Origin of the sequence: Rhizomicrobium sp. (assembly GCA_037200385.1) — a bacterium.
Lineage (GTDB): Bacteria > Pseudomonadota > Alphaproteobacteria > Micropepsales > Micropepsaceae > Rhizomicrobium.
The window spans coordinates 4764955-4789573 of record JBBCGL010000001.1 but is presented as its reverse complement, the minus strand read 5'-3'; the positions used below and the strand labels follow the sequence as shown (position 1 = coordinate 4789573).

At 64.8% G+C, this 24619-nt stretch carries 18 protein-coding genes; 3 read left to right on the top strand and 15 right to left on the bottom strand.

The window, feature by feature from the left end; translation table 11 throughout:
- Window positions 1-54: 54 nt before the first annotated feature.
- The 3 genes from WDM91_22980 to WDM91_22970 form a co-directional block, all read right to left on the bottom strand.
- On the bottom strand, window positions 55-2247 hold the full coding sequence (locus WDM91_22980) for a TonB-dependent receptor (protein ID MEI9997477.1): 2193 nt from the start codon (window positions 2245-2247) through the stop codon (window positions 55-57).
- A 244-nt stretch (window positions 2248-2491) separates the two neighbouring features.
- Window positions 2492-3184, bottom strand: coding sequence for a MarR family winged helix-turn-helix transcriptional regulator (locus tag WDM91_22975; GenBank protein MEI9997476.1), 693 nt, complete (start codon window positions 3182-3184; stop codon window positions 2492-2494).
- Window positions 3185-4663, bottom strand: coding sequence for a M81 family metallopeptidase (locus WDM91_22970; GenBank protein ID MEI9997475.1), 1479 nt, complete (start codon window positions 4661-4663; stop codon window positions 3185-3187).
- Between the two features lie 210 nt (window positions 4664-4873).
- Between WDM91_22970 and hmgA the strand changes: the two genes are divergently transcribed.
- Complete coding sequence (hmgA, locus tag WDM91_22965; protein ID MEI9997474.1) at window positions 4874-6211, top strand: homogentisate 1,2-dioxygenase; 1338 nt, start codon at window positions 4874-4876, stop codon at window positions 6209-6211.
- A gap of 4 nt (window positions 6212-6215) precedes the next feature.
- Here hmgA and WDM91_22960 read toward each other — a convergent pair whose 3' ends face one another.
- The 7 genes from WDM91_22960 to WDM91_22930 all read right to left on the bottom strand — a co-directional run bounded on the left by WDM91_22960 (window position 6216) and on the right by WDM91_22930 (window position 15851).
- Window positions 6216-7676 carry a M81 family metallopeptidase gene (locus WDM91_22960; GenBank protein ID MEI9997473.1) on the bottom strand — a complete coding sequence of 487 codons (1461 nt, stop codon included), beginning with the start codon at window positions 7674-7676 and terminating at the stop codon, window positions 6216-6218.
- Window positions 7673-9160 (bottom strand): serine hydrolase domain-containing protein, encoded by a 1488-nt coding sequence (locus tag WDM91_22955; GenBank protein MEI9997472.1) that lies wholly within the window; start codon window positions 9158-9160, stop codon window positions 7673-7675. The genes WDM91_22960 and WDM91_22955 overlap by 4 nt, the downstream gene beginning before the upstream one ends.
- Window positions 9161-9350: 190 nt before the next feature.
- Window positions 9351-10553, bottom strand: a complete 1203-nt coding sequence (locus tag WDM91_22950) for an acyl-CoA dehydrogenase family protein (protein ID MEI9997471.1) — start codon at window positions 10551-10553, stop codon at window positions 9351-9353.
- 1 nt (window position 10554) lies between these two features.
- Window positions 10555-11802, bottom strand: a complete 1248-nt coding sequence (locus WDM91_22945; protein MEI9997470.1) for a serine hydrolase domain-containing protein — start codon at window positions 11800-11802, stop codon at window positions 10555-10557.
- Window positions 11803-11807: 5 nt separating this feature from the next.
- Entirely contained in the window at window positions 11808-12362 is a 555-nt protein-coding gene (locus tag WDM91_22940) for a hypothetical protein (GenBank protein ID MEI9997469.1), read from the bottom strand.
- Complete coding sequence (locus WDM91_22935; GenBank protein ID MEI9997468.1) at window positions 12359-14185, bottom strand: NAD(P)/FAD-dependent oxidoreductase; 1827 nt, start codon at window positions 14183-14185, stop codon at window positions 12359-12361. Before WDM91_22935 ends, WDM91_22940 begins: the two co-directional genes overlap by 4 nt.
- 55 nt (window positions 14186-14240) lie before the next feature.
- A complete protein-coding gene (locus tag WDM91_22930) occupies window positions 14241-15851 on the bottom strand; it encodes a hypothetical protein (GenBank protein ID MEI9997467.1) in 1611 nt (536 codons plus the stop codon).
- A 344-nt stretch (window positions 15852-16195) separates the two neighbouring features.
- Between WDM91_22930 and WDM91_22925 the strand changes: the two genes are divergently transcribed.
- Both WDM91_22925 and WDM91_22920 read left to right on the top strand, forming a co-directional pair.
- Window positions 16196-18325 (top strand): TonB-dependent receptor, encoded by a 2130-nt coding sequence (locus WDM91_22925; protein MEI9997466.1) that lies wholly within the window; start codon window positions 16196-16198, stop codon window positions 18323-18325.
- A 192-nt stretch (window positions 18326-18517) separates the two neighbouring features.
- Window positions 18518-19300 carry a GntR family transcriptional regulator gene (locus tag WDM91_22920; protein ID MEI9997465.1) on the top strand — a complete coding sequence of 261 codons (783 nt, stop codon included), beginning with the start codon at window positions 18518-18520 and terminating at the stop codon, window positions 19298-19300.
- Between the two features lie 9 nt (window positions 19301-19309).
- Here the strand turns inward: WDM91_22920 and WDM91_22915 are convergent, their stop codons facing one another.
- From WDM91_22915 to WDM91_22895, 5 genes are read right to left on the bottom strand one after another with little or no spacing between them, the layout of a single operon-like run.
- Window positions 19310-20557, bottom strand: coding sequence for an acyl-CoA dehydrogenase family protein (locus tag WDM91_22915; protein MEI9997464.1), 1248 nt, complete (start codon window positions 20555-20557; stop codon window positions 19310-19312).
- A 12-nt stretch (window positions 20558-20569) separates the two neighbouring features.
- A complete protein-coding gene (locus WDM91_22910; GenBank protein MEI9997463.1) occupies window positions 20570-21679 on the bottom strand; it encodes an acyl-CoA dehydrogenase family protein in 1110 nt (369 codons plus the stop codon).
- A 4-nt stretch (window positions 21680-21683) separates the two neighbouring features.
- Window positions 21684-22556 carry an enoyl-CoA hydratase-related protein gene (locus tag WDM91_22905; GenBank protein MEI9997462.1) on the bottom strand — a complete coding sequence of 291 codons (873 nt, stop codon included), beginning with the start codon at window positions 22554-22556 and terminating at the stop codon, window positions 21684-21686.
- On the bottom strand, window positions 22553-23353 hold the full coding sequence (locus WDM91_22900) for an SDR family oxidoreductase (GenBank protein ID MEI9997461.1): 801 nt from the start codon (window positions 23351-23353) through the stop codon (window positions 22553-22555). Before WDM91_22900 ends, WDM91_22905 begins: the two co-directional genes overlap by 4 nt.
- Window positions 23335-24612 carry a serine hydrolase domain-containing protein gene (locus WDM91_22895; protein MEI9997460.1) on the bottom strand — a complete coding sequence of 426 codons (1278 nt, stop codon included), beginning with the start codon at window positions 24610-24612 and terminating at the stop codon, window positions 23335-23337. The genes WDM91_22900 and WDM91_22895 overlap by 19 nt, the downstream gene beginning before the upstream one ends.
- Between the last annotated feature and the right edge of the window lie 7 nt (window positions 24613-24619).

The following is a 24619-nucleotide window of genomic DNA, read 5'->3' as shown; positions in this document are numbered from 1 at the left end:
GTCTCTTATAGTATCCTTGCCGAGCGTCGTCAGCCGCCTTTCCGGCGAACCGCGTCAGTGATTGTACCGTAACGTGATCCCGATCGTGCGCGGCCGGTTCTCATAAAAGTTTCCGAACGTGTCGTTCCGCAGGATCGCGCGTGCATCGAAGGCGTTGTGGACGAAGATATCGGCGCTCCATCTGCCTTCGAACAGGCCGGCGCTGAAATCCGCCAGCGTGTAGGACGGCTGGTTGACGTCACCCGGGAAGTTCGCGTTGAGGATGGAGGCCCAGCTCTTGCCGACCACCTGCACATCGCCGCGCACCCGGCCCGTCAGGTCGTTCCAAAGCGGGAACGTGTATTCCGCGGAAGCATAGCCCTTCCACCGCGGAACATAGGGCAACCAATTGCCCGCCGGCGCGATGAGGCCATCGTCGTTGTAGAGCTTGGTCAGCACGGCGTCGGTATAGCTGCCGTTGATCGAGATGCTGAGGCGTTCGATCGGTCGCAGATCGATCTCGAGCTCGGCGCCTTCGCTCTTCGCGTGGCCGCCATTGTCGATGTACCCGATGGTCTGCGGCGGGCTCGGGTCGTTGTAGACCTGCATGTCATGCCAGTCGATATGATACAGAGCGCCGATCAGATCGACCCTGCCGTCGAGCCAACTCGTCTTGGCGCCCAGCTCGAAATTCTCGGTCGTGTCGGGCTGATAGGTCAGCGGCGCGCCAGGATCGACACCGAGGTTGGCTCCTCCCGAGCGGAAGCCGTCCGCATAGGTGAAATACACCATCGCGGTGTCGTCGAACTTGTAGGTCACCGTACCTTTCTTGATCAGCTTGTCGCTCTTGACCGTGCCCGTCAGGCCGTTGCCGTTCGACACGCCGCCGACATCGACCGTCTCGTCGAACCAGCGGAGCCCGACCGTCAGCGCGAGATGGTCGGTGACGTCGTACGTGCCTTCGCCATAGACGGCGTAATGCTCCACTTTCTGCGTCGCGAGCGAATTCAAGAAAATGCCGCCGGGAATGAACGGAACGGCGTTCGACGGAAGAATAAACACATTCGTCGTGCCTGCGACCGAACTGTTGAGGTAGTAGGCGCCGACCGTCCATCGAAACGGGCCATCGCCCTCCGACACCAGGCGCACTTCGCCATTGTAATCGCGCGTCGTCTCGCCGAGGTCCGCTCCGCCGCCGGTTATTGTGCCCGTCGGCAATCCGAAAGCGAATGTATAGGCGGCGATCGTTCCGTTGGAGAACGGTTGGAACGTGGTGAAGTCGCGGTTGGAATAGGCGGCGACGGCGGTCAACGCGGCCCAGTGCAGATCGTAGTTCGCTGTCAGGCTGTAGAGCTGCGAGCCGTCCGTATAGGGCGAGAACTGACCGAGCGTCGAGACGCCGCGCGTCGCCAGGTCTGCCAGGTTGTTCGCATCGGTATGAAGCCAGTCGTTCTCGTAGAGGAAGGTGAAGGACAGATCGTCCGTGGGCGCGAACTTCGCTTCCGTGCGCAGCGTGTTCGCCCGATAGCGGTTGACGTTCTTGCCGAGATACGGGTCGTCGATCCAGCCGTCGTAGTCGCTGGTGGTGCCGGCGACGCGGATCGCGAACTTGTCCTCGACGACGGGCACATTGATCATGCCGTCGAGATCGTAGTTGCCGCCGCCGCCGGCGGTGCCGCTGCCGGTGACCTCACCGCCATAGCCGAAGTTCTCGAGATCCGGCTGCTTGGTGATGACACGGATGTTGCCGCCCATGGAGCCACCGCCATAGAGGGTCCCCTGCGGTCCGCGCAGGACTTCGATGCGGTCCACGTCGAACGTCTTCGGGTCCGGCTGGTTGTTTCCGCTGGTGTCGCGCGAGGTGATCGGTGTGTCATTCAGGTAATAGCCGATCGTCGAGACGCCTTCCGCGTCGGAGATGCCGCGGATGGTGATCGTCGTCTGCCCCGGCCCGAGCGTCGTGAACTGGACGTTGGGAACGGCACCGACATAGTCGGCGAACGATTTGGCATCCATCGCCTTCAGATCGCGGTCCGTCAGCGCCGTTACGCTTTGCGAAACGTCCATCAGGCGCTCTTCGCGGTGCGCCGCGGTCACGACGACCGTTTCGATGGTACCGCCTTGATAATCGCTCGGCTTGGTGGTGCCGGCTGTTTCGGATTGCGCATTCGCGGATGCCGAAAGCGCGATAAGGATGGATGCGCCGACCGACGCCTTCAATACGCTGAGCCGCTTGCGGGCGGCGGACGACACGGCAGACTGTTTCATGGAAGCCCCCTTCATCGGGCACCGGCAGCCAGCCATCCCTTCAGCCAGTTACGCAGCACCGTCACACACATACACACGTCTCTAGTGTGACGGTTCGACCGACAGAAACCACCAGTGTCCGGAGCGATACACGTTCGCCGGACGCCACGCCGCCGCCGCATGTCAAATGAGCCTCCCCTCCTGGCGTAAAAATGGGCCTTTCGCACAACACATCGCCATCCGAAGGCAGATGGCCAATACGTGCTTACGGCGCGTCATGTCGCTGGAAGCGGCGCCAGTCGACACCATCGGCCAGAATCTCCTCCGCACGCAGAAGGACCTTCCGGCTGGCGGCAAGCAAAGAACGCCGCTCTTCCTTGGATAGGGTCTCCAGCAGTGCAGCCTCGATGGCCTTCGCCAGCGGTGCGATCTGCCGATAGGCGGCCTGCCCTTTGCGGGTCAAGCGCAAGACAATCCGCCGCCGGTCCTCCGCGTCCATCCGCCGGCTGACGAGCCCGCTGGCGACGAGCTGATCGACGGCCCGCGTGATCTGGACGTGGTTCATCGCGGTTTGCTCGGCAAGTCCCCTGGCCGAAAGAGGGGCATGCTGCGCCAGGTTCGCCATGATGCGCCAACCCGTAACAGAGAGCTCGTAGCGGTTGCCGTACATGCTTTCGAGGCAGGCGCTGACGCGGTTCGCGATGACCGAGCAATGGAACGGAAACCAGTTCCTGAGGTCGAGGAGCGCTTCGGCGTCGGCCACACCGTCGGGTGCATCCTCGTCGGCGCCGTCGTCCGATTCGACGACGAGACGCGGCTGTGCGCTATGCCTGGCGTTCAACGCGAGACCCTCCGACGAAACCACGGCGCACGATCTTTCGAATCGAGCGCGGCCGTTATGCAGGCCGACCATAGGATAATTTCGAATATTTTCATATTGCAGATAAACACCCGGCATTCACTCCCAGCGCCGGCCATGCGCCTCGAACGGCGTCGCGTCGATAGGCCAGACCGGGCGGCTGATCCGCTTGAACGGCAGGCCGCCGAAATCCAAGCCGGTGCATCCCGGTGAATCGACATAAACGATCTCCGCCGCGAATTTGGCGAAATGCTCGTGGAAATGCTGCTGCGATTTCACGACGAGCAATTTCTTCCGCAGCGGATCGATGCCCAGCGCGGTGAAACATTCGCTCGTGAATGTCTGTCGCCGCCTGGTGCTCAACACGATCTGGATGCCGGCGGCTTCGATCGCGGCGGCCGGTCCGAAATTGACGGCAGGGCCCAGTTCGCTCTGCATGGCACGCTCCGCAAGCGCGACGATGGTGGCGTCCAGATCGACGGGATCGCCGCCCAGCGCGGACACCTTGCCGCCGATCCGCAGCGGAATGCGCCGCCCGATGCCGGCGTCGAAGGCCATCTGCACGGCGACCGGATCCCAGATCATCGCGATGGCGGCATCGGTCACGCCCCGCTCGAGCATCGCGCGCAAAATGTGGGTCGCATCGCCGGGAGCACCGCCGCCCGGATTGTCGATCATGTCGGCCAGCACGGTCGGGCGCCCGGTGTTTTTCAGCGCTCGGGACAGCGCCGCGTCGATGGACATGCGAGGCGCCCAGATATCCCGCCGCATCGCGAACAGGCGTTGCGCGAGATCGTCCGCGAGGCGCTGGGCTTTCGCCATGTCGTCATCGGTCACCACGATCACGGTTCCACCGGCATCCGGAGTGTCCGCCCAGGGAAAGCCATGGCCGACGGAAATCGAAAGAATTCCGTCCTTGCCCTCCATCGTCATGATCTCGTCGACGAAGCTTCGCATGGGCTGCAGCGTCGTCGGGAAGCTGCCGAACATGGGAACGCGCGCGAATGCCATCGCAGGCTTGCATTCGTGCCGCACGGTCTTCTCCATCAGCACCATGAGGTCGACGGCACGCAAGCCGAAGTCGACATGCGGGTATTCCTTGCATGCCACGATGACGTCGGCGTTAGCGATCATGCGAGCCGTGACGTTGCCATGAAGATCGATCTCCACGCCGATCGGAACGCCCGATCCCACCATCGCGCGGACGTCCTCCAGCACCTCGCCCTCGCAGTCGTCGCACCCTTCCGCGACCTGGGCCCCATGCAGGAACATGACGACCATATCGACGGGCATGGCCGCCTTCAGGTTGCTGGCGATCTCCTCGCGCAGGAGCCGATAGTCCTCCGCCGGCGTCGGACGGCTCGGCTGCGCCACAGCCGCCAACCCGACGACCACATCGTGGCCGCGGCGCGCGGCGACGGCGCCGAGCATATTGCTGTCCTTGAAACGCAACATCGCATCGGCGCCTTCGCCGGTCGAAGGCAGATAGAGAAAGCTGTCGCGATAGCTCGCCAGCGACGTCGGGATCGGCGAGACGGCGCTGGTCTCGTGCGACATGTGAACGCAATACACTCTCATGATGGACGTCCTGGGTGGAGATTGGAGACGCGAAGACGGCAGGAGATAGACGAACGATCCAGCGAAACGCGCCAGTCGTCGCGGGACACGCGAATCCAGGCCTCGCAATAGCGGCTCGGCGGCGGATTTCCGTCCATACAAGGGGGAAAGCGCCATCGCAGGCTGCCGAAGCGCCACCGATGCACCTCGTCCCCGGGGCGGGAGATGAGCATGCAAGAAAGCGATTTGAAGTCCGCATCCGGAGGCGATGCGTTTCCCCATGGCGATTTCGTGTCCGGGTTCGGCGGCCACTTCGCCACCGAGGCGTTGCCCGGCGCTTTGCCCGAAGGCCAGAACAGCCCGCAACACCATCCGCTTGGGCTTTACGCCGAGCAGCTGTCCGGCACCGGCTTCACCGCGCCGCGCGCCGAGAACCGGCGATCCTGGCTTTATCGCATCCAGCCGTCCGCGTCTCACGATCCGTTTCGCCCGCTCGCGCGTCCTGGCGCACCGCATGGCAGTGCGTTCGACGACGCCGCGCCATCTCCCAACCGCCTGCGATGGGATCCGCCTCCCCTGCCCCAGGAGCCGACGGACTTCATCGATGGGTTGATGACGATCGCCGGCAACGGCGATGTCGCGCAGATGTCCGGGATCGCCGTCCACCTCTATGCCGCCAATACGTCGATGACGGATCGCGTCTTCTTCAACGCCGACGGCGAGCTTCTCCTGATCCCGCGCCAGGGCCGCATGCGCATCGTCACGGAACTCGGCGTTCTCCATCTGAGACCCGGCACGATCGGCGTCATACCGCGGGGCGTGCGGTTTCAGGTGCAGTTGAAGGACGATTTTGCGACCGGCTATGTCTGCGAGAATTACGGCCAACTCCTGCGGCTGCCGGAGCTAGGTCCGATCGGATCGAACGGTCTTGCCAATTCGCGCGACGTCCTCACGCCCGTGGCCGCGTATGACGCACAGGACCGGCCCATGGAAATCGTTCAGAAATTCCAGGGCACGCTCTGGACGACCACGCTGAAACATTCGCCGTTCGACGTCGTGGCGTGGCACGGCAATTACGCGCCCTATCAATATGACTTGTCGCGATTCAACACCATCGGGTCCATCAGTTACGATCATCCCGATCCCTCCATCTACACGGTGTTGACGTCGCCGGGCGAGATACCGGGCACGGCAAATCTCGACTTCGCGATCTTCCCGCCGCGCTGGGCGGTGGCGGAGCACACCTTCCGGCCGCCCTGGTTCCATCGCAACGTGATGAGCGAGTTCGTCGGGCTGATCCATGGTGCCTATGACGCGAAGGCGGACGGCTTCGTCCCGGGTGCCTGCAGCCTACACAACTGCATGGCGGCGCACGGGCCCGACGTCGCGAGCCACAACACGGCGATCGCGGACCCGCTCCTGCCGCGCAAGATCGCGGACACGATGGCGTTCGTCATCGAGACGCGCTGGGTCCTGCGCCCGACACGGCTCGCCATGGCGTCGCCGCAGCTTCAGAAATCCTATGACGCGTGCTGGGACGGCTTTCCGTCGACATTCCGCGATCGCTGACCGGTCACTCCCAGAGAACGCCATCGAGCTCGAACGGCGTCGCATCCAGGGGCCATGCGGGCCGCCAGAGACGATCGTTTTTCTGCGTTCCCGGTTGCGCGTGATTGGCGTACAGGATGATCGGCGCCAAGGATCGAAATCCCGCATGGAAATGGTGGTTGGATTTGACTCCGATCACATTGTAGTCGGCCGGCTCGAGTCCTGCAGCCCTGAAGCAGGATGGATCGAGAACCTGCTGGCGCTTTGAAACCAGCAGGATATCGGTCTGTCCTACGCGGATCGTACAGGCCGGACCGAGGTCCTCCCGGCCGGCAAACGATGTCTGCACCAGACCCGCATGATGGTCGACGATCGTCGCGTCGACGTCCAGCGGCGGACCCGACCGAGGGCCCGCCTTGCCGCCGATGCGCAACGGCGTTCGCCTGCCGGCTTCGACCATCTTCGCCAGGACGATCGCGCCGGGATCGCAGAGCATCCCGAACAGCGACCTGCCGAGGTTCGCCGCCAGCATTGCCTGCAACAGCCACGTCGCATCGCCTGCGCCGCCGCCGCCCGGATTGTCCGAGCCTTCGGCGATGACAACCGGCCGGCTCCCGACGTTTTCGGCGACTTGGATCGCCTCCTCGATGGAGAGAGGCTTGTTCACGATCTCGTTGCGCACGGCGAATAGGCGCCTGGCGATGCGTTCGGCCTCGCTTTTGGCATGCTCCCGGCTCAGTTCTGAAACCACGATGACGCCGGCACCGCGCGATACATTGGCGGCCGCGAAGCCATGCATGAACGAGAACGACAAGATTCCGTTGGTGCCCTGCGCGGCGACCAGATCCCGAAGAATTGAGCGTAACGGCTCGCGTGTCGTGAAGAACATCCCCGTCATGGGGATGGGGACCAACGCCTGATATGGCCGCAATTCTCCGGAGACGGCCCGTTCCAGAAGCCCCACGAGATGCTCCGCGCGATCCGCCACATCGGTGTGGGGATATTCGATCCCACCAACGAGCACGTCGGTGAGATCGACGAGTCCCGGCCCGACATTGCCATGCAGGTCGAGAAAGACGCCGACCGGCACACGGTCGCCGACCAGCGCTCGCACATCGCGCACGATGTCGCTCTCGCAATCGTCGACGCCTTCGGCAACCTGCGCGCCGTGCAGCGACAACACGATCATGCCGACGGGCAACGCCCTGGCCAGATTGTCCAGCAGTTCGCGCTTGAGGAAATCATAGTCCTTGCGGGGCGTCGGCCGGCTTGGCTGAGCCACCGCGATCAGTCCGACCACGACTTCGTGCCCACGATCGCGAAGGATGGTGAACAGGTTCCGCCGCGATTGAACGGCCGCGAGGCGCGCTTCGCCGCCGGGTTCCGACGGCAGATAGAGGAAATCCTCGCGATAGCTCGACAGCGCCGTGGGTATCGATGACGAAACATCCGTCTCGTGGACGAAATGCGCGGCAAATACCTTCACCCGCCGACCCTCTTCATGGCTCTGGCCCCCGCGAACAGGAATTGCGGCACACCGGAATCGTCGAACGCCAGAAACACGATGCTTTGCGGCGGCCTTCCCGTCCCCACTTCCACGAACACGCTCGTCGAACACGGCCTCAGCCGAAAGACCTGTGCCGGGTCCGGCGACGTCAGCGCACCCGATACCGGATCGAGGCCATAAGCGCGGCAAACAAGCTCTTCGCCATCCACCACCACATCCACACGAGCGAAATACCGCTCGTAGCGGCCGGCATACGCTCCGAGATCGAACGAGCGCGCGACGGGCATCGGCGGTTTCGGAAAGTCGACACCGACGAGTTCTTGAAAAAGCCCTGCCGCGACGGCGCGGACGAAGGCACCGCCATCGCTGGCATTGCAGAGCAGCGCGATCGCGACCTGGCGCTCGGGAAACACACGGAACAGGCTGAGTGTGCCGGCGATCGAGCCGTCATGGCCATACTGGGACACGCCGTTCCATCGCATCAACATCCAGCCCAGCCCCCAGTGATCGGCGAAATATCCGCCGGGGACCGGAACCTGCGGCACCTGCATGGCGAGAATCGTATCGTCGCGAAGAACGGTCGTGCCGCCCAAGAGATGCACACGGGCGAACCGTATGAGATCTTCGGCCGTGCCGATGACGGTCGAGCCGGCTGGTCCGCTGGATCGCGTGCTTTTGACCGCCGGGCGCAATTCGCCACCGTCTCGGTCATAGCCCGCGGCAGCGTCGAGCGCGGCGGCCTCCACCGTCCGGGATGCGGATCGGTCCATGCCCGCCGGCCCGAACAGGCGATCCCTCAGCAGGTCGTCCCAAACACTCTGTTCGACGACCTCGCAGATTCGGCCGAGAACCGCGTAGCCCGCATTGCAGTAGGAGTAGAAGCGGCCCGGCTCATAAAGCGTCGGCACATTGCGAAGCGCCGTCACATAGCGCGCCAGCGCATCGTCGCCGTCCCCGACATCAATGAAGAAATCGCCCTTGATGCCGCTCGTATGCGCGAGCAGATGGCGCACAGTTATCCCGTGCGATGGTCCCGCGAGCCGAAAGTCAGGCAGATAGCGCTGCACCGGAGCATCGAGATCGATGCGGCCGCGTTCGACCGACTGCATGACCAGCGTCGCCGTCATGGCTTTCGTCGTGGAGCCGATTGGGAACGATGTCTGCTTGGTGACATTGCAGCCCGTTTCGATGTCGGCAACGCCGGCGGCAGCGAGATATACCTTGTCGCCGGTCAGCACCGCGAGCGATGCGCCGGGAACCTTGTGCCGCCGCATCTCCGCGGCCAATCGCGCCCCGAGATCGTCCATCCAAGCCGATTGCACCGCTACCTCTTGATCTAATCGGAGTTCGAGCGGCCAAGGCCCTAATGAAAGACGAATGGGCGCAAAATCTCCTCCATGACTCACTCCATTTATACCTCTCAACGCTTTCTGCTCTGGCGTCCTGCCCGCATCATCGCCCAACCCCGTACCGCTTCCCGGATCGTTCCCGACGCATGAGTACCAATCGAGATCGAGGCCATATAGGGAAAACATTTCGCACCGGCGTGTGAAGGGCCGGAGTTTTCGGGAAGCGGGCTGTTACGGGCTGATATCCGCTCAACTTTGCTCTCGTTGCAGAACTCGGCACGGAGCGACCGCCGCGAATCGCCGATCAAAGACCAAGTTGTCGCTTGGCCAGAATATTGCGCTGGATTTCGTTCGATCCCGCATAGATCGAGCCGGCGCGATCATTGAAATAGCGCAACGCAAACGCGGCGGCGGCCGGCGCTGCCGCCGGAGGCGTCATAGCGGAAACCGCCCAGGGCGTGTTGCCGCCCGGCGTGGTCAGACCAGGCTGATAAGGCATCGCGCCATAGCCGCTCGCTTCGAGCGCAAGTTCCGTGAGCCGCTGGCTGAGCTCCGTGCCGAGCATCTTGAGCATCGACGAATTTGTGCCCGGCGAGCCCGTCCGCACGCAAAGATCGCGCCATTCGAGGGCACGCAGCGCCGACAGATCGATGCGCGCTGCGGCGAGACGCGCGACGAACGCGGTGTCGTTCACGCCCACCTCCCTGGCGAAGACAGCAATCCGGTCGAGTCGCGCCGCGTATTCGGGCGACCCGAGCTGCCCGCCGCGCTCGAATTCCATCAGGTATTTCGCCACAGTCCAGCCCTTGCCGGGCGTGCCCACGACATTGTCCAACGGCACTCGCACGTCGCGGAAGATCACTTCGTTCTGGATGTGCTCGCCGGTGAGGAACACGATGGGCTTCACCTCGATGCCGCTTGAACGCATGTCGACCAGTAGGAAGGTGATGCCGTCTTGCGCCCGCGAACCGGGCGTGCTGCGCACCAGCGCATACATCCAATCCGCCTCATGGGCGTGCGAGGTCCAGATCTTGCTGCCGTTGCAGACGAGATCGCCGCCATCCGCCTCGGCGCGCAGGGACAGCGCGGCGAGGTCGGAACCCGCGCCCGGCTCGGAATAGCCCTGGCACCAATAGTCTTCGCCGGAAATCATGCGCGGCAGGAAGCGCCGCTTCTGTTCCGGCGTGCCGAAGGCGATAAGCACCGCGCCGCACATGACGACGCTGAGCGAAAGGAAGGGCGGCGCCCCGGCGCGCGCTTTTTCCTCGGCAAAAATGAAGTGCTGCGCCGGCGACCAGTCGCAGCCGCCATGCTCGGGCGCCCAGGCCGGGGCGCCCCAGCCCTTCTCATGAAGCGTCCGCTGCCAATGGGTCATCACGTCCCGCCTGGCATAGACGCTCGTCATCAGTCCGGCCGCCGCGCGCATCTCGTCCGGGATGCGAGCGTCGAAATGGCTTCGCACCGCATCGCGGAACGCCCGCTCGTCTTCGGGAACCCGCGTCGGCAAGTTACTTCACCCACACGCCGGGCGCGTTGGTGCGATAACCGAGGGTCCGGTACATCGCGTCGACCAGCGACTGGCCGCGCTCGTCCAGCCAGACGCCGACGCCCAGCCGGTTCATCGTGTAGCCGGCGGCCAGGCCCTCCTCACGGTCGAGCATCCCGAAGCTGCCGCCGGCGCCGACATGGCCGAACGCCTTTTCGCCGACGATAAAGGACTTGATCGTGCCCAGCGGCAGCGCGCGGTTGTCCATCGACTTCATGAAGCCGAGCGCGAACCGCGTCGGCACCAGCAGGATCGGATCGCGCGTCGAGACCATGGAGGTCTGGCTCATCCGCGCGACGTGATCGCGCGAGATCAAGGTCCCGGCGTCGAGCGCGGCGTAGACTCTGGCGAGACCGCGCGCATTGCCGATGCCGCCCGCCCCACCGAACACCGCGGCATGATGCGCCCGCGTGTTCACGATGCAATCGCCGCTCGCCGCGTCGATCGCCGCGAGCGACCAGCCGCCCGAATTGGTGAAGACCAGCGCCGAGTCGGACTGCGGATTCTCCTGCACATTGGTGTAGACCTCGATCACCGGCTCGCCCGGCGCCGGAAAGGTCGGGATCACCTTCGAGACCCGACCCTCCTCGCTTTCGGGCAAGCCGATCCAGATATCCGCGCCGGCCGGCTCCGCGATCGTCTCGCGGAAGACATCGCCCAGCCCGCGCCCCGAGACGCGGCGCACCAATTCGCCGACCGTCCAGCCGAAATTCAGCGCATGATAGCCGTTGCGCAGGCCTGGTTGCCAGAACGGCCGCTCCGCCGCAATGCGCCCGACCATGTAATCCCAGTCGAGATGCGCGTCCTGCTTCAGCGGTTCGTGGAATCCCGGCACGCCGGCGCTGTGATTGAGCATCATCGCGACGGTGGTCGCTTCCTTGCCGTTCTGCGCGTATTCCGGCCAGTAGCGCGATACCGGCGCGTCGAGATCGAGCAGCCCGCGATCGATCAGCCAATGCGCCGCCGCCGCCACCATGCCCTTGGTCGCGGAGAAGAAGACCACGAGATCGTCGGCGCCGAACACGCGCGTCCGCGTCTGGTCGAACCAGCCGCCCGCAAGATCGACGACCGTCTCGCCGCGGTGGACGACACAGACGCTCGCGCCCAGCTCAGCACGCGCGGCGAAGTTCTCTTCGAACGCGTCACGGACCCGTTCCCAGCCCTTGGCGCAATAGCCAGCGACGGCTGGCGATGTCGAGGCGGCGGTCATGCTTCTCAGAGGCTTGAGCCCTCGCGCAGCTTCAGTTCCCCGGTCTTGCCGGACTGGTAGTCGAGCACGGCCTGGAAGTCCTCGATCCGCGCCGAAGCCACCACGCTGTTGTCCCTGGCGAGGACCTCCCAGATCAGGCCGTTCACTGCGACCATGTGCAGATGGACGATCGTGCCTTCGGGACCGCCCTGCTCGATATGGAAGTGGTCGCCTTCGCTATAGGCCAGGAATCCCGGCGGACGCTCCTGGACGAGCTTCCACTTTCCATCTTCGTATTTGAAGTTGTTGTGCTGGCCTTCGAGCACCATCGTGTCGGTCGGCCCGACATGGCGGTGCGGCCGGCAGCGTACGCCGGCATCCTGTTTGAACAGGATATCGACCGTCTGCCGCGCCTGGTTGACGCCCAGCACCCAATAGGTCAGCCCGTCCGAAGGATGGCTGCCGTCGGGATTCGCCTCGGCCAGATGGCCGAACGGCATCCAACGGATGTTGCTGTCGTCGATCCGCAAAGCCGGACGCGGGCTGGGCTCCCTCCGGACGGTCTGGTTCTCGGCCATCATGTCGTTTGTCCTTTCTGCTGTTCCTGGATGATCTCGAGATCGCGATCGAAGCCGTCGGCGAGCCAGTTCCGGATGATGTCCATGTAGTTGAACGGACCGCCGCCATAAAGGCCGTCGAAGAAGCGCGAGCCGGTGCCTTCCATATTGAAGTTGCCGGGCGTGCATTCCTGGAAATAGGCACCGCGGGCGATCGCCTTGTCCTTCATCTCGCGCTGCCAGGCCTCCTCGGCCTCCGCCGTCACGTCGACGGCGCGGATCTGGCGGTCGAGGCAGCGCTTGACGATGGCGGCGATGTGCTTCGCCTGCTCGCCGTGCAGGAAAGGGATGTTGTTGGTGATCGAGGACTGCGCGCCTCCGACCAGGAAATAGTTCGGGAAGTTGTGCGCCATGATCCCATGCAGCGAACGCGGCCCATCGGCCCATTTCTGCGTCAGCGTCGTGCCGTCGCGGCCATAGGCCTCGAAGCTGCCGCGGCGCGTATAGGCCGTGCTGAACTCGAATCCGGTGGCGAAGATGATGCAGTCGACCGGGTACTCCTCGCCGTTCGCCACGATGCTGGTTTCGGTGATGCGCTCGACGCCCCGGCCCGCGGTGTCCACCAGCGTGACGTCCGGACGGTTGAACGCGTCCAGATATTCGTCGTGGAAGCAGGGTCGCTTGCAAAGCTGGTTGTAATAGGGCTTCAGCGCCTCGGCGCAGGCCGGATCCTTGACGATCGCGTCCACGCGCGCGCGGACCTGCTCCATCTTCTTGAAGTCGGCCAGCTGGCGCAGCTCTTCCGCGTTCATCGCCGAATTGCCGGAGCCGTCGCTTTTCGCCAGCGAGAAGACCGTCGTGTAGATCTCGGTCCAGCCGTCGCCGACGAGATTCTCCTCCTGGGGATAGCCCGCGATGATACGATCGAAATTCTCCATCCGGCGCCTCTGCCATCCCGGGGTCAGCGCCTCGACCCATTGCGGATCCGTCGGCCGGTCGTCGCGCACGTCGATCGATGAAGGCGTGCGCTGGAACACATAGAGGTGCTTGGCTGTTCCCGCGAGCGCGGGCACGACCTGCACGGCCGTGGCGCCGGTGCCGATGATCGCGACGCGCTTGTCGCCGAGCTTGGTCAGCTTGCTGTCCGGACTGCCGCCGGTATAGCCGTAGTCCCATCGGCTGGTGTGGAAGGTGTGGCCTTTGAAGGTCGTGATGCCGGGAATGCCGGGCAGCTTGGGGCGATTCAACGGTCCCTGACTCATGACCACGAAGCGCGCCGTCATCTCGTCGCCGAAATTGGTCGAAAGCACCCAGCGCGCGCGCCGCTCGTCCCAGCGCATCTCCTTCAGCTCGGTCTGGAAGCAGGCGTCCTTGTAGAGGTCGAAATATTTTCCGATCCGCCGCGCATGCGCATAGATTTCCGCGCCGCGCGCGAATCTGCGCGACGGCATGTAGCCCGTCTCCTCCAGCAGAGGCAGATAGATATAGGCCTCGACGTCGCAAGCTGCACCCGGATAACGATTCCAGTACCACGTCCCGCCGAAATCGCCGGCCTTGTCGATGATGCGGATATCCTTGACGCCTGCCTCGCGCAGACGCGCCGCTGCAAGCAGGCCGCCGAAGCCGCCGCCCACGACGACGACCTCCATGTCGTCCTTGATCGGCGCGCGCGTGAAGCCCGGCTCGACATAAGGGTCCTCGACGAAATGGGAGAATGTGCCGGTCACCTCGATATATTGCTCGATGCCGTCCGGACGCAGGCGCTTGTCGCGTTCGGCGCGGTATTTTTCGCGCAGTTTTTCCGGATCGAAATCGAACGCGATTTTCTTCGCTAGCGCTTGGGACATTCAACCGATCTCCTGACTGCCGCACCACCGGGGGTGGGGGCTGAACGCAAAAAACTCACGCGCGGCGCTCCGGCCAGACACGCACCACGCTGCCATCGCGGTCCGCCGAGACGTAGACCGTCCCGTCGCCGCCGCAGGCGATACCGGCGAACGGCAGGATGGGACCGGGCATGAGCCCCGCGATCCCCGGCAACGCATGCGGCGCGATGCCCGCGGCACTGCCGACCGGCAGGTTCGCCGCGACAATGTCATGCCGCCGCGTGTCCAGGTCCAGGCGATGCAGCGCGTGCGCGCCGCGGTCCAGGACGTAGAGCGAGCGGCCGCAAAGCGCCAATCCATGGGGCTCGACCAAACCGTTGAGCACCGTGCCCACTGTCCCCTTTTCGACATGCCCGACTGAGCCCGAGCGCGCGTCGGCGACGAAATACGAACCGTCGGAATCGACGGCGAGACCTGTCGGCCGGCCGAGCCCGCGCGCGACCGTCTTGACGCCTGATGCGGTCAGCTCGAGCAGCCGGCCGTCCTCATAATCGCAGGCCGCGGCGGCGCCCGCGCCAAGCGCCACGACGCCCATGATCTGCCCCAGCTCCGAACCCAGGATCTTCAATTCACGATCGGGCGTGTAAGCCGAGACGGTGCCGGTGCTGTTGGCGGTGATGAAGACATCGTCCCCCGCCGCCGCGACGTTGCGCAAAATGCCGGGAAAGTATGCATCCGTGATGTATTGCGACACACGCTCGATTGCCCCGTTCGGTCCCAGCCGGGCGAGGCTGACGGAGTCGGCGACATAGACCGCGCCGTCCGGCGCGACCGTGAGGCCGAACGGCCCGATGAAGCCCGGCGCCACAATCTCGCGCGCATCCGCATCGCCCTCGAGCTCGTAAACGCCGCCGTCGACGAAATGCGAGACGAAGATGCGCCCGGCCTTGTCTATCGCGAAATTGTCGGCACCGCAGCGCGTGGCGCCGATGCGCTTCAGGGCGCGCGATTGCAAATCGATACGCGTGATCTCCCCGGTCAGCGACGACACGGCGTAGAGATCGTTGCGGTCGTCGAATTTCACCGCGGACGGCCGGACGACGCCCGTCACGAAGGTCTCCGCCGGGCCGCCCTCGACCGGCACGCGGATGATCGAGTCGTTCAGCACGGAGGGCGAATAGAGATAGCCGTCGGGACCGAGCGACAGCGCGTTGGGCCATTGAACCTCGTCCGCGATCAGCCGCGGCGCCGAGCCGTCCAGGAAAACCTCCCACATGCGGCCGCCGGCGCGGAACTCGTCCACGAAGATGCGGTCGCCGCTCACTGTGATGCCGTTGACCGATGGCATCCCGTCCGCCAGAACCTTCGTCGTGCCGTCCGCCATCAGCGCGCCGACACGGCCCTCCATGATCTCAGTCGCGAAGATGTTTCCGCGGCTGTCGAAGGCGAGATCGTCGGGCTGGTGGATCGCGCCGTTCACGGGGCTCACCACCGTGACTTCGCCGGTGGCCGTGTCGAGGGCGCTGATCCGGCTGCCCATCATCTCGGCGACGTGCAGCCGGCCGTCGGGACCGAACTGCATGCCGTTGGAGCCCATGAAGCGGCCCGGCGCGACGCAATACGCAACCTGCCAGCCTTCCGCGGCGCGCATGGGCGGCACCGTCGATCCAAGGCGGCTGATCGGCATGAGGCGTCTTTGCTCCCGGTCTTGTGCGCCTGAAGGCGTCTTGTCCGAAATCTTCGCACGCTCCCGGAAGCGCGGTCAATACTTTCGTCCATCCGTTTCGTACTACGATTATGACATCCGTGTCCCTCGTCTGCGGAAATCGAGTGCCGTCCAAGGCGCCAACCCGCCCGCGGCATAGAGCGCTCGGCGCCAGGAAGGTGCGTTGCATCGCTGTTTCGGTGCCATCGCAAGCCGGCGAAGGCGGGCCGGCGACGTTTGACAACAAAAAGTCTTCATGCAAAATCGTAGGACATTATAAGGGCCAAAACGGCCTGCCAGGGAAACGCTTCCGGACGGGGACCATCATGAGAAATCGACATTCTGCCGCCTTGCTTGCCGGCTCGGCGATCTGCGCATTGCTCTCGACCACGGATTCGCGCGCCGCGGATGCCGCCGAAAGCTCCACGACTGTCCAGGTCGAGACGGTCGTCGTCACCGCGCAGCGCCGCGCGGAACGTTCGGTCGATACGCCGATCTCGGTCTATGTGGCCAGCGGAGACCAGTTGCACGACCGCGGCGCCACGAATTTCCAGGACCTCCAGAACTACGTTCCGGGCGTCCACATGGATCAGAACGGCCTCGCCTTCCAGCCTACGATCCGCGGCGTGGGAAGTGCGATCTCGGGGCCTGGCGATTCCGCCAATGTCGCGACCTATGTCGACGGCTTCTATCGTCCGAGCATGAATTCCAACAACATGCAGTTCGACGACGTCGCGTCCATCCAGGTGCTCAAGGGCCCGCAGGGAACGTTGTTCGGCCGCAACGCGACCGGCGGCGCCTTCCTGGTCACGACCAACCAGCCATCCTTCGATTTCGGCGCGACGGCGCGGCTCGGCTATGGCAGCGACAACACGCTCAACGCCAGCGGCTTCGTGACCGGCGGCCTGTCCGACACGGTCGCGGCCAGCCTCTCGGCCTATGGTTCGCGCAGCGACGGTTCGGTGACGAACATCGTTACCGGAAAGGAGCAGGCGCGCTACACGAACTGGGGCGTGCGGTCCAAGCTGCTCTATCAGCCCGACGGGGACCTGACATTCACGCTCGCTTACGAGCATACCCAGATCGACGATCCCACCTTCATCGCCTTCAATGCCTATCACGGGTGGACCGCTGGCGTTTTCGATCCGACCGCGGTCGTGACGCAGAAACGCGGCGAGACGTCGCTCGACGGCCTTCCGGTCACCAAGGTGCAGAACGACGGTCTCTATCTCAAAGGCGTCTATGACATGGGCTGGGCAACGCTGACGTCCTACACCAGCGGCGCGCATGAGCGCGTGTTCAACCAGCTCGACATGGATTCCTCTTCCAGCCCGCTCGAGCTGGTGAACTGGCATATCACCGAGGACACGATCACCCAGGAGTTCGATCTGGCATCGGAAGGCGAAGGCCCGTTCAAATGGGTCGCCGGCCTTTACTATTACAACGACAGCGACGTCTACACGGACTTCGACGTCGCCGTCGGCGGCGGAGCCCCGTTCGTCGCGTTCGCAAATGCGGGACAGCGCGCCAACTCGGTCGCCGCCTTCGTCGACGGCACCTACAATGTCTGGGACAACCTCTATCTGACGCTGGGTGCGCGCTACAGCTACGACCGCATCGCGGAGAACTTCATCCTCGGCGCGGTCCCGCCGAGTCAGAGCTATTCGCACGACTTCAACAGCTTCACCCCGCGCGCCGTGCTGCGCTATCAGCTGACACCGGACTCGAACGTCTACTTATCCTACAGCCAGGGCTACAAGTCGGGCGTCTATAATGTATTCGGCGCCGCCACCACGCCGGTGAAGCCCGAGACCATTTCCGCCTTCGAGCTGGGCTACAAGGTCACGTCGTCGGACTGGGATTTCGAGACGTCGGCCTACTACTACAATTACAAAAATCTGCAGATCAACACCTATGTCGCGTTCACCTCGCAGCTCGTGAACGCCGCGAACTCCCAGATCTACGGTCTCGACGCGAACCTGACCGGGAGGCTCACCGACGATCTGACGTTGAACGCATCGGCCGCCTACACGCACGCGCGCTACACCAATTTCCCGGACGATCCGAGCTACACCTGGGATCCGGCAAGCGGCGTGGTGATCGGGACGATCGTCGGCGACGGCCTGGCGATGCAGCGCGTGCCCGAGTTCCAGATGAACATCGGGCTCGACTACCATCATCCGCTGTTCGGCGGCGTGATGAACCTGCAAGGCAATTACGGCTACCAGACCAAGGTCTATTTCGATCCCGCCGACGTCACGCAGCAGCCGGCCTATGGCGTGCTGAACCTGCGCGCGTCGTGGACCGACGCCGACGGACGCTGGCAGTATTCGGTGTTCGGAAACAACGTGACGGACGAGGCCTATATCACCCAGGTCCTGCCGGTCGCCTTTGCCTTCAACCAGAGCTGGGCCTCGCCTGCCGTCTTCGGCGCGGAAGTCCGGCTCCGGTATTGAGCGGCTGGGGAGGCTGCGCGTTTCGGCCTCCCCTTCTGCCCATAATTGCAGGGCGAAGCCGTCCTACCAAATCGCCTTGGCGTCTTGTCCGTTTTCGGCCGCTGCGATATAGCTGGGCGCACGAATCCCGTATCAACGTGCTCGGCGGCACAGCCTCGATTTCAGGTGGTCGCGATAAGGCGAACAGAAACGATGGTCACGGCCGCTCTGCCTGCAAAAGCCCGCAAAAAAGCCAAGCACACTCTCGAACGACGCAACCATCAGGCCCCGCGCCCGGAGGCACAGCCGGTCCGCGAAACCTCGGCGCACAGTTCGTTCGAGAAGGTCTATCGCGGCATCCTGCGCGGCCTTTACGAAGGGCAGTTCGTTCCTGGACAGCGGCTCGTCGAACCCGACCTCATGGAGCAATTCCATGTCGGCCGCGGCACCATTCGCGAGGTGCTGAACCGGCTTTCTTCCGCCGGGATCGTGACGCTCATCCGCCACCGCGGCGCCGCCGTGCGTATCCTGTCGCGCAGCGAGGTCTGCCAGCTGCTCGACGTCGTCGAGATCCTGTTCGGGCTCGCGGCGCGGCGGACGACCGAGAACTTCGCGACCGAGCCCGCGGTCGGCAAGACGCTGAACGATGCCTGCGATGCCATGCAGCAGTTCGAGACCAGGGACGATTTCATCGGCTTCGAGACGGCGCGCGAGAACTTCTACCGCACCGTCATGCATCTGAGCGGCAACTACGAGCTGACCAGGCTGTTCCCCACCATGCAGGTGCACATCATGCGCACCCAGCTTCGTCGCTTCGACTATGCGGCCGATGCACTGCAGTTCGGAGACTACCGCGCGATCACCCGCGCCATCCTGTCGGGCGACGTCGAGCGCGCCGACGAGATCGCGCGCGCCCATGTGCGCCACACCACCGACCGCATCAAGCGGCTTCCCGACCGCGCCTTCGGCCGCGAAAGCCAGAGCGACGCGCCGTAGAACCCGCCGTCATGTCCTCGCCGAGGCGGCGATCTTCGAGAACGGCACGTCTTTGTCGGCGCGGATGTCCGGCGGCAGGCCGAGCACCCGCTCGGCGATGATATTGCGCAGGATCTCGTCGGAGCCGCCCTCGATGCGGGTCGCCGGAGCGCGCATCAGCATTGCCTGGAAGCGTCCCATGGCGGGCGCCTGCGCGGGATCGCACAAGAGGCCGCACTCGCCCTGGAGATCGAGCGCGAATTTCGCGATCTCCTGCATCGTCGTACCCGCGACCAGCTTGCCGATCGAGCTCTCGGGTCCGGGCTCCTCGCCCTTGGAAAGCTGGGAGATGCCGCGCAGCGCGGTGTAACGCAAGCCGCTGGCCCGCACCGCGAACTGCGCCAGGCGCGACTGCACATGGCGCTCGTCGGCGGCCACGCCCGAAGCCGTCGGAAGCTCGCAGCAATAGGCGAACAGCTCCTCGAAGCCGGTCTGCATGCTGGCGCCGACCGAAAGGCGCTCGTTCATCAGCGTCGTCAGCGCGACGCGCCAACCCTCGCCGACGCCGCCGAGGCGCTGAGCGTCGGGAATGCGCACATCGCTGAAATAAACTTCGTTGAACACCGACTGCTCGTTCATCTGGCGGATCGGCCGCACCTCGATTCCGGGCGAATCCATCCGCACGAAGAACATCGTCAGGCCCTTGTGCTTGAGGGCATCGGGATCGCTGCGCGCCAGCAGCAGGCCCCAGCGCGCATGCTGCGCCTCGCTCGTCCAGATCTTCTGGCCGTTGACGACCCATTCCGCGCCGTGCTTTTCGGCACGGGTTCTGAGTCCTGCCAGATCGGAGCCGGCGGCGGGTTCGGAAAAGAGCTGACACCAGATCTCCTCGCCCGACGCGAGCGGCGGCAGGCGTGCCCGCTTCTGCTCCTCTGTCGCATACGCCATGAGGGTGGGGCCGCACATGCCGTGGCCGACAAGGAACATTTGCGAGAGCCGGGCATAGACGCCCTCTTCCTGCTGCCAGATCGCGCGCTGGATCGGCGTGGCGTCACGGCCGCCATAGGCGCGGGGCCAGTTCACGCAGGCCCAGCCCGCGTCGAACTTCGTCTTCTGCCAACCCTGCTGAAGCAGGACCGGATCATGGCCGGGGATTTCGGTATAGCCGAAGGTCGCGCGTTCGAGGGTATCGCGGAATTGCGCCGGCGCATGGGAAACGAGCCAGGCGCGCGCCTCGGCGCGAAACCGCGCATCCTCCGGTGTGTCGTCGAAATCCATGCCGGCGATCCTTCAGGCGGCGTTGCGCCGGCGCATGCGCCGGACGAGCTCCGCTTCCCAATGCATCTGGCTGCCCAGGGACAGCGCGAGCGCATTGGAGCGGCGGTAAAACAGATGACAGTCGAATTCCCAGGTGAATCCCATGCCGCCATGGACCTGGATATTGTTCGTCGCGCAGAGCTGAAACGCTTGCGTCGCGCTGACCCGCGCGGCCGCTGCGGCGACGGGCAGATCGGCGGCGCCGGCCGTGAGAGCCCAGGCGGCGTAATAGGCGTTCGAGCGCGCCAGCGTCGCCGCGACATACATGTCCGCCAGCATGTGCTTGATCGCCTGGAACGAGCCGATCGGCCGGCCGAACGCCATGCGCTCCAGGGCATAGTCACGCGCCATTTCGAGCGCGCGATCCGCCCCGCCGATCTGCTCGAATGCGGTCAGAACCGCAGCGCGGTCCATGATCGCGGAAAGGATCGAAAGCCCTTCGCCTGCCCCGCCCAGCCGCTCGGCAGTGACGCCGTCGAAATCGAGGCTCGCATAGCGGCGCGACGGATCGATCGTCTTGACCGGCGTCCGCGCTGCACCGTCGAGCGCGGCGATGAAAAGCGAGATCGCCCCGCCCGGCTCGCGCGCGGCCACCACGGCGAAATCGGCAACGCCGCCATCGGCGACCGCGTCCTTGTGGCCGTACAGTCGGCCGTCCGCGACGTGCGCCGCGATCCGCGCCGGCACCATTTCACCGATCCCCTCGACATAGGCGAGTGTTCCGATCGCGCCCCCCGATGCGATCAAGGGCAGGTGGCGCGCCTTCTGTGTTTCGCTGCCGGCCAGCTTGAGGAATTCCGCGAAGAGATACAGGCTTGAACACGCTGGAACCGGCGCCAGGCTGCGGCCAAGTTCCTCCGCGATCAGGCAGAGCTCGAGATAGCCCAGGCCGGCACCGCCATGCGCTTCCTCGATCGCGGCTCCGACAAAGCCGAGCTTCGCAAGATCAATCCAGAGCGCCCTGTCGCTACCCGCGCCAGTTTCCAGCGCGGCTCTTACCCGCGTGAACGGACACTCCTTTTCGAGGAAGCGGCGCACCGCCGTCTGCAATTGCCTCTGCTCGCTCGAGAAATCGAAATCCATCGTCTCAAAGCTCGCCGATAAGTCGATTTGTTCGCGCCATGATCGCTGCGTCGGGCGCGGTGCCGAACACGGCAGGCCGCTTCTCGCGGAAGCCCGCCATGGCCTCGCGAAAATCGGCCGATGCGCGCAGCAGGTTCATGCCTTCGGACTCGAGCGCATGCGCCGCTTCGGGTCCGCTGGCGGCGAGCATCGACCACATCGCGCGACGGCTGACGGCGAGGGAGGTGGGCGAGGTGGACGTGACGAGAACGCGCGCCGCCTCGCGCGCCCGTGCGATCAGCTTGTCCCCTGCGACCACCTCGGCGAGCAGGCCCGCGTCGGCGGCCTCGCGCGCCGTGACCATCCGCCCCGAAAGTCCCCAATCCATCGCCCTGGTGATGCCAACCACGCGCGGAAGGAACCACGTCGAGCACGCTTCCGGCATCAACCCGCGCCGCGTGAAGATGAAGCAGAAATACGCGTCCTCCGAGGCGAAGCGCATGTCCATGGGGAGGACCAGCGTGCTTCCGAAGCCAACCGCCGCGCCGTTGACGGCGGCGATGATCGGCTTGCTGGAACGGAACATCTTGAGCGCAATCATCCCGCCGAAATCGCGTTCGCCCGCACCGTTGGAGGCGGCGAGCGCCTGGTGCTCGAAACCGCCGGGCGCGGCCGAGATGTCGGTGCCCGCCGAGAACGCTCTGCCGCTTCCGGTGACGATGATCGCGCCGACGCCGGGATGCTCGTCGGCCATGACCAAGGCGCGCAGGAACGCGTTCAGCATCGGATAGGAGAAGGCGTTGAGGACAAGCGGCCGGTCGAACGTGATGGTGAGGATGCGCTCCGAAAGGTCGCACCGGATGCCGTCGCCGCAGAGTTCGGACATCTCGGTGCTCATGCGGCGCCCCGCATCGATGATGCCGTCGTACCCCACAGATAGCCGCCATCGACGTCGATGATCGTGCCGGTAACATATTGCGCGGCCGGGGACGCAAGATAAGCGACGGCCTCGGCGATGTCGTCCACGCTGCCCAGCCGGCCGAGCGGCACCTCGTCCCGCAGCCGCTTCGCAGAACGCTCGTCAGGCCATAGGCGTTTGACGCCTTCGGTGCCGTCGATCGGACCGGGCGAGACCGCATTGACGCGGATGCCGCGCGCGGCCCACTCCAGCGCGAGCACGCGGGTGAGCATGTTCACGCCCGCTTTCGCGGCGCAGGCGTGGACCTGCTGCACGAAGGGGCGCGCGCCCTGCGGTGCCGTGATGGCGATCAGCGACGCGCCCGGCGTGCGCAACGATCCGAGCGCCGCGCGATAGACATTGAACGTGCCGACGAGGTCGATGTCGACCACGGTGCGGAAGCCGTTCGAGGACAGATCGGCCGCGGGCGAAAGGAAATTTCCCGCCGCGCCCGAAACGACGATGTCGATCGCGCCGAACGCGGTCTTCGCCGCGTCCACCGCATGCGCGATCTGGTCATAATTGCGCACGTCGGCGGCCAGCCCAAGGGCGTCGAGACCTTCGGCGCGCAACGACTGCGCCGCGGTTTCGATGCGTTCTGCGCTGCGGCTGAGCAGGCCGACTCGGGCGCCAAGCCGCGCCAGATGCCGCGCAACGGCGAAGTTGATGCCGCCCGAGGCGCCGGCGACGAAAGCGACCTTGTCGCGGAAATCGTGCGTCATCGGTCCGACATCCATGCGCCGGACTCATTCGAGCGATAGCCGAGCAGCTTGTACGTCGTATCGACCAGCGATTGACCGCGCGCGTTCAAAAGGATGCCGGGGCCCATGCGGTTCATCGCGTAGCCGAACGAGAGGCCGCAATCGGGATCGGCGAAGCCCAAGCTCCCTCCGGCGCCGACATGGCCGAAGGCGCGGTCGCCCAGGATGACGGATTCGATCGCGCCGAGCGGGCGATGCCGGTTGTCCATCGACTTCATGTAGCCCAGCGCATAGCGCGTCGGCATCATCAGGATGGGATCGCGCGACGCGGCCATCGAGACCCGGCTCATGCGCCAGACATGGTCCGCGCTCATCAACGATCCGCCGCCATTTGCAAGTGGATCGTAGAGCTGCGCCAGACCGCGGCCATTGGCGATGCCGCCCGAGCCGCCGATCTCCGCCGCATGCGCCAGGCGCGTGTCCGGAACGTAGCGGCCGCTCTCCTTGTCGAGGCGCGCGGGCTCGTAGCCGCCCGCGTTCAGCACCGCGCGCGCGAAATCCGTCGCGGGATTTTCGAGCAAGGAACGCTGCAAGTCGGTCAGGAGCGGATCGCCGCGCAACGGCACGTGCGGAACGAAGCGCGCGACGCGATCCTCCAGCTCTTCGGGCAGACCGATCCAGAAATCCAGGCCCAGGGGCCCCGCGATCTCGTCACGGAAGAAGGTTCCGAGCGATTTTCCCGACACCCGCCGGACAAGCTCGCCGACCGTCCAGCCGATGGTGAGCATGTGGTAACCGCAGCGCGTGCCCGGTTCCCAGAACGCCGGCTCATCCTCGATGCGGCGGACCATGTAGTCCCAATCCGCGAAGCCGCCGGGCTTGACCCGTTCGCGGAAGCCCGGAACGCCGACGCTGTGGTTGAGCGTCATCGCGACGGTGGCATTCTGCTTTCCGTTCTTGGCGAATTCCGGCCAGTAGGCCGCGACGGGCGCGTTGAGATCGAGCTGTCCCCGGCTCGCAAGCACATGGGCGCAGGTCGCGGTTGCGCCCTTCGTCGCCGAGAAAACCACGACGACGCTGTCCTCGGTCCACGGCTTCTCGTCGACCGCCGAGGCGAGGCCGCCCCAGACATCGATGTACGTCTCGCCCCGCACCTTCACGCACAGGCTTGCCCCCAGCTCGCCGCGGCTTCGAAAATTCTCGCGGAAGGCGGAGAGCAGCGGGAGCCAGTCCTGGTGGCAATAGCCTTCGACGACGCCCCGTTCGATCTCTTCGCGCAGGAAAGGCCCCGTCAACCCGCAA

Excerpts from the sequence above, each read along its gene's own strand:
- WDM91_22980 (MEI9997477.1), bottom strand. The coding sequence starts at position 2,247 with ATGAAACAGTCTGCCGTGTCGTCCGCCGCCCGCAAGCGGCTCAGCGTA.
- WDM91_22975 (MEI9997476.1), bottom strand. The coding sequence starts at position 3,184 with ATGCCGGGTGTTTATCTGCAATATGAAAATATTCGAAATTATCCTATG.
- WDM91_22970 (MEI9997475.1), bottom strand. The coding sequence starts at position 4,663 with ATGAGAGTGTATTGCGTTCACATGTCGCACGAGACCAGCGCCGTCTCG.
- hmgA (MEI9997474.1), top strand. The coding sequence starts at position 4,874 with ATGCAAGAAAGCGATTTGAAGTCCGCATCCGGAGGCGATGCGTTTCCC.
- WDM91_22945 (MEI9997470.1), bottom strand. The coding sequence starts at position 11,802 with ATGACCGCCGCCTCGACATCGCCAGCCGTCGCTGGCTATTGCGCCAAG.
- WDM91_22940 (MEI9997469.1), bottom strand. The coding sequence starts at position 12,362 with ATGATGGCCGAGAACCAGACCGTCCGGAGGGAGCCCAGCCCGCGTCCG.
- WDM91_22935 (MEI9997468.1), bottom strand. The coding sequence starts at position 14,185 with ATGTCCCAAGCGCTAGCGAAGAAAATCGCGTTCGATTTCGATCCGGAA.
- WDM91_22930 (MEI9997467.1), bottom strand. The coding sequence starts at position 15,851 with ATGCCGATCAGCCGCCTTGGATCGACGGTGCCGCCCATGCGCGCCGCG.
- WDM91_22925 (MEI9997466.1), top strand. The coding sequence starts at position 16,196 with ATGAGAAATCGACATTCTGCCGCCTTGCTTGCCGGCTCGGCGATCTGC.
- WDM91_22920 (MEI9997465.1), top strand. The coding sequence starts at position 18,518 with ATGGTCACGGCCGCTCTGCCTGCAAAAGCCCGCAAAAAAGCCAAGCAC.
- WDM91_22915 (MEI9997464.1), bottom strand. The coding sequence starts at position 20,557 with ATGGATTTCGACGACACACCGGAGGATGCGCGGTTTCGCGCCGAGGCG.
- WDM91_22910 (MEI9997463.1), bottom strand. The coding sequence starts at position 21,679 with ATGGATTTCGATTTCTCGAGCGAGCAGAGGCAATTGCAGACGGCGGTG.
- WDM91_22905 (MEI9997462.1), bottom strand. The coding sequence starts at position 22,556 with ATGAGCACCGAGATGTCCGAACTCTGCGGCGACGGCATCCGGTGCGAC.
- WDM91_22900 (MEI9997461.1), bottom strand. The coding sequence starts at position 23,353 with ATGGATGTCGGACCGATGACGCACGATTTCCGCGACAAGGTCGCTTTC.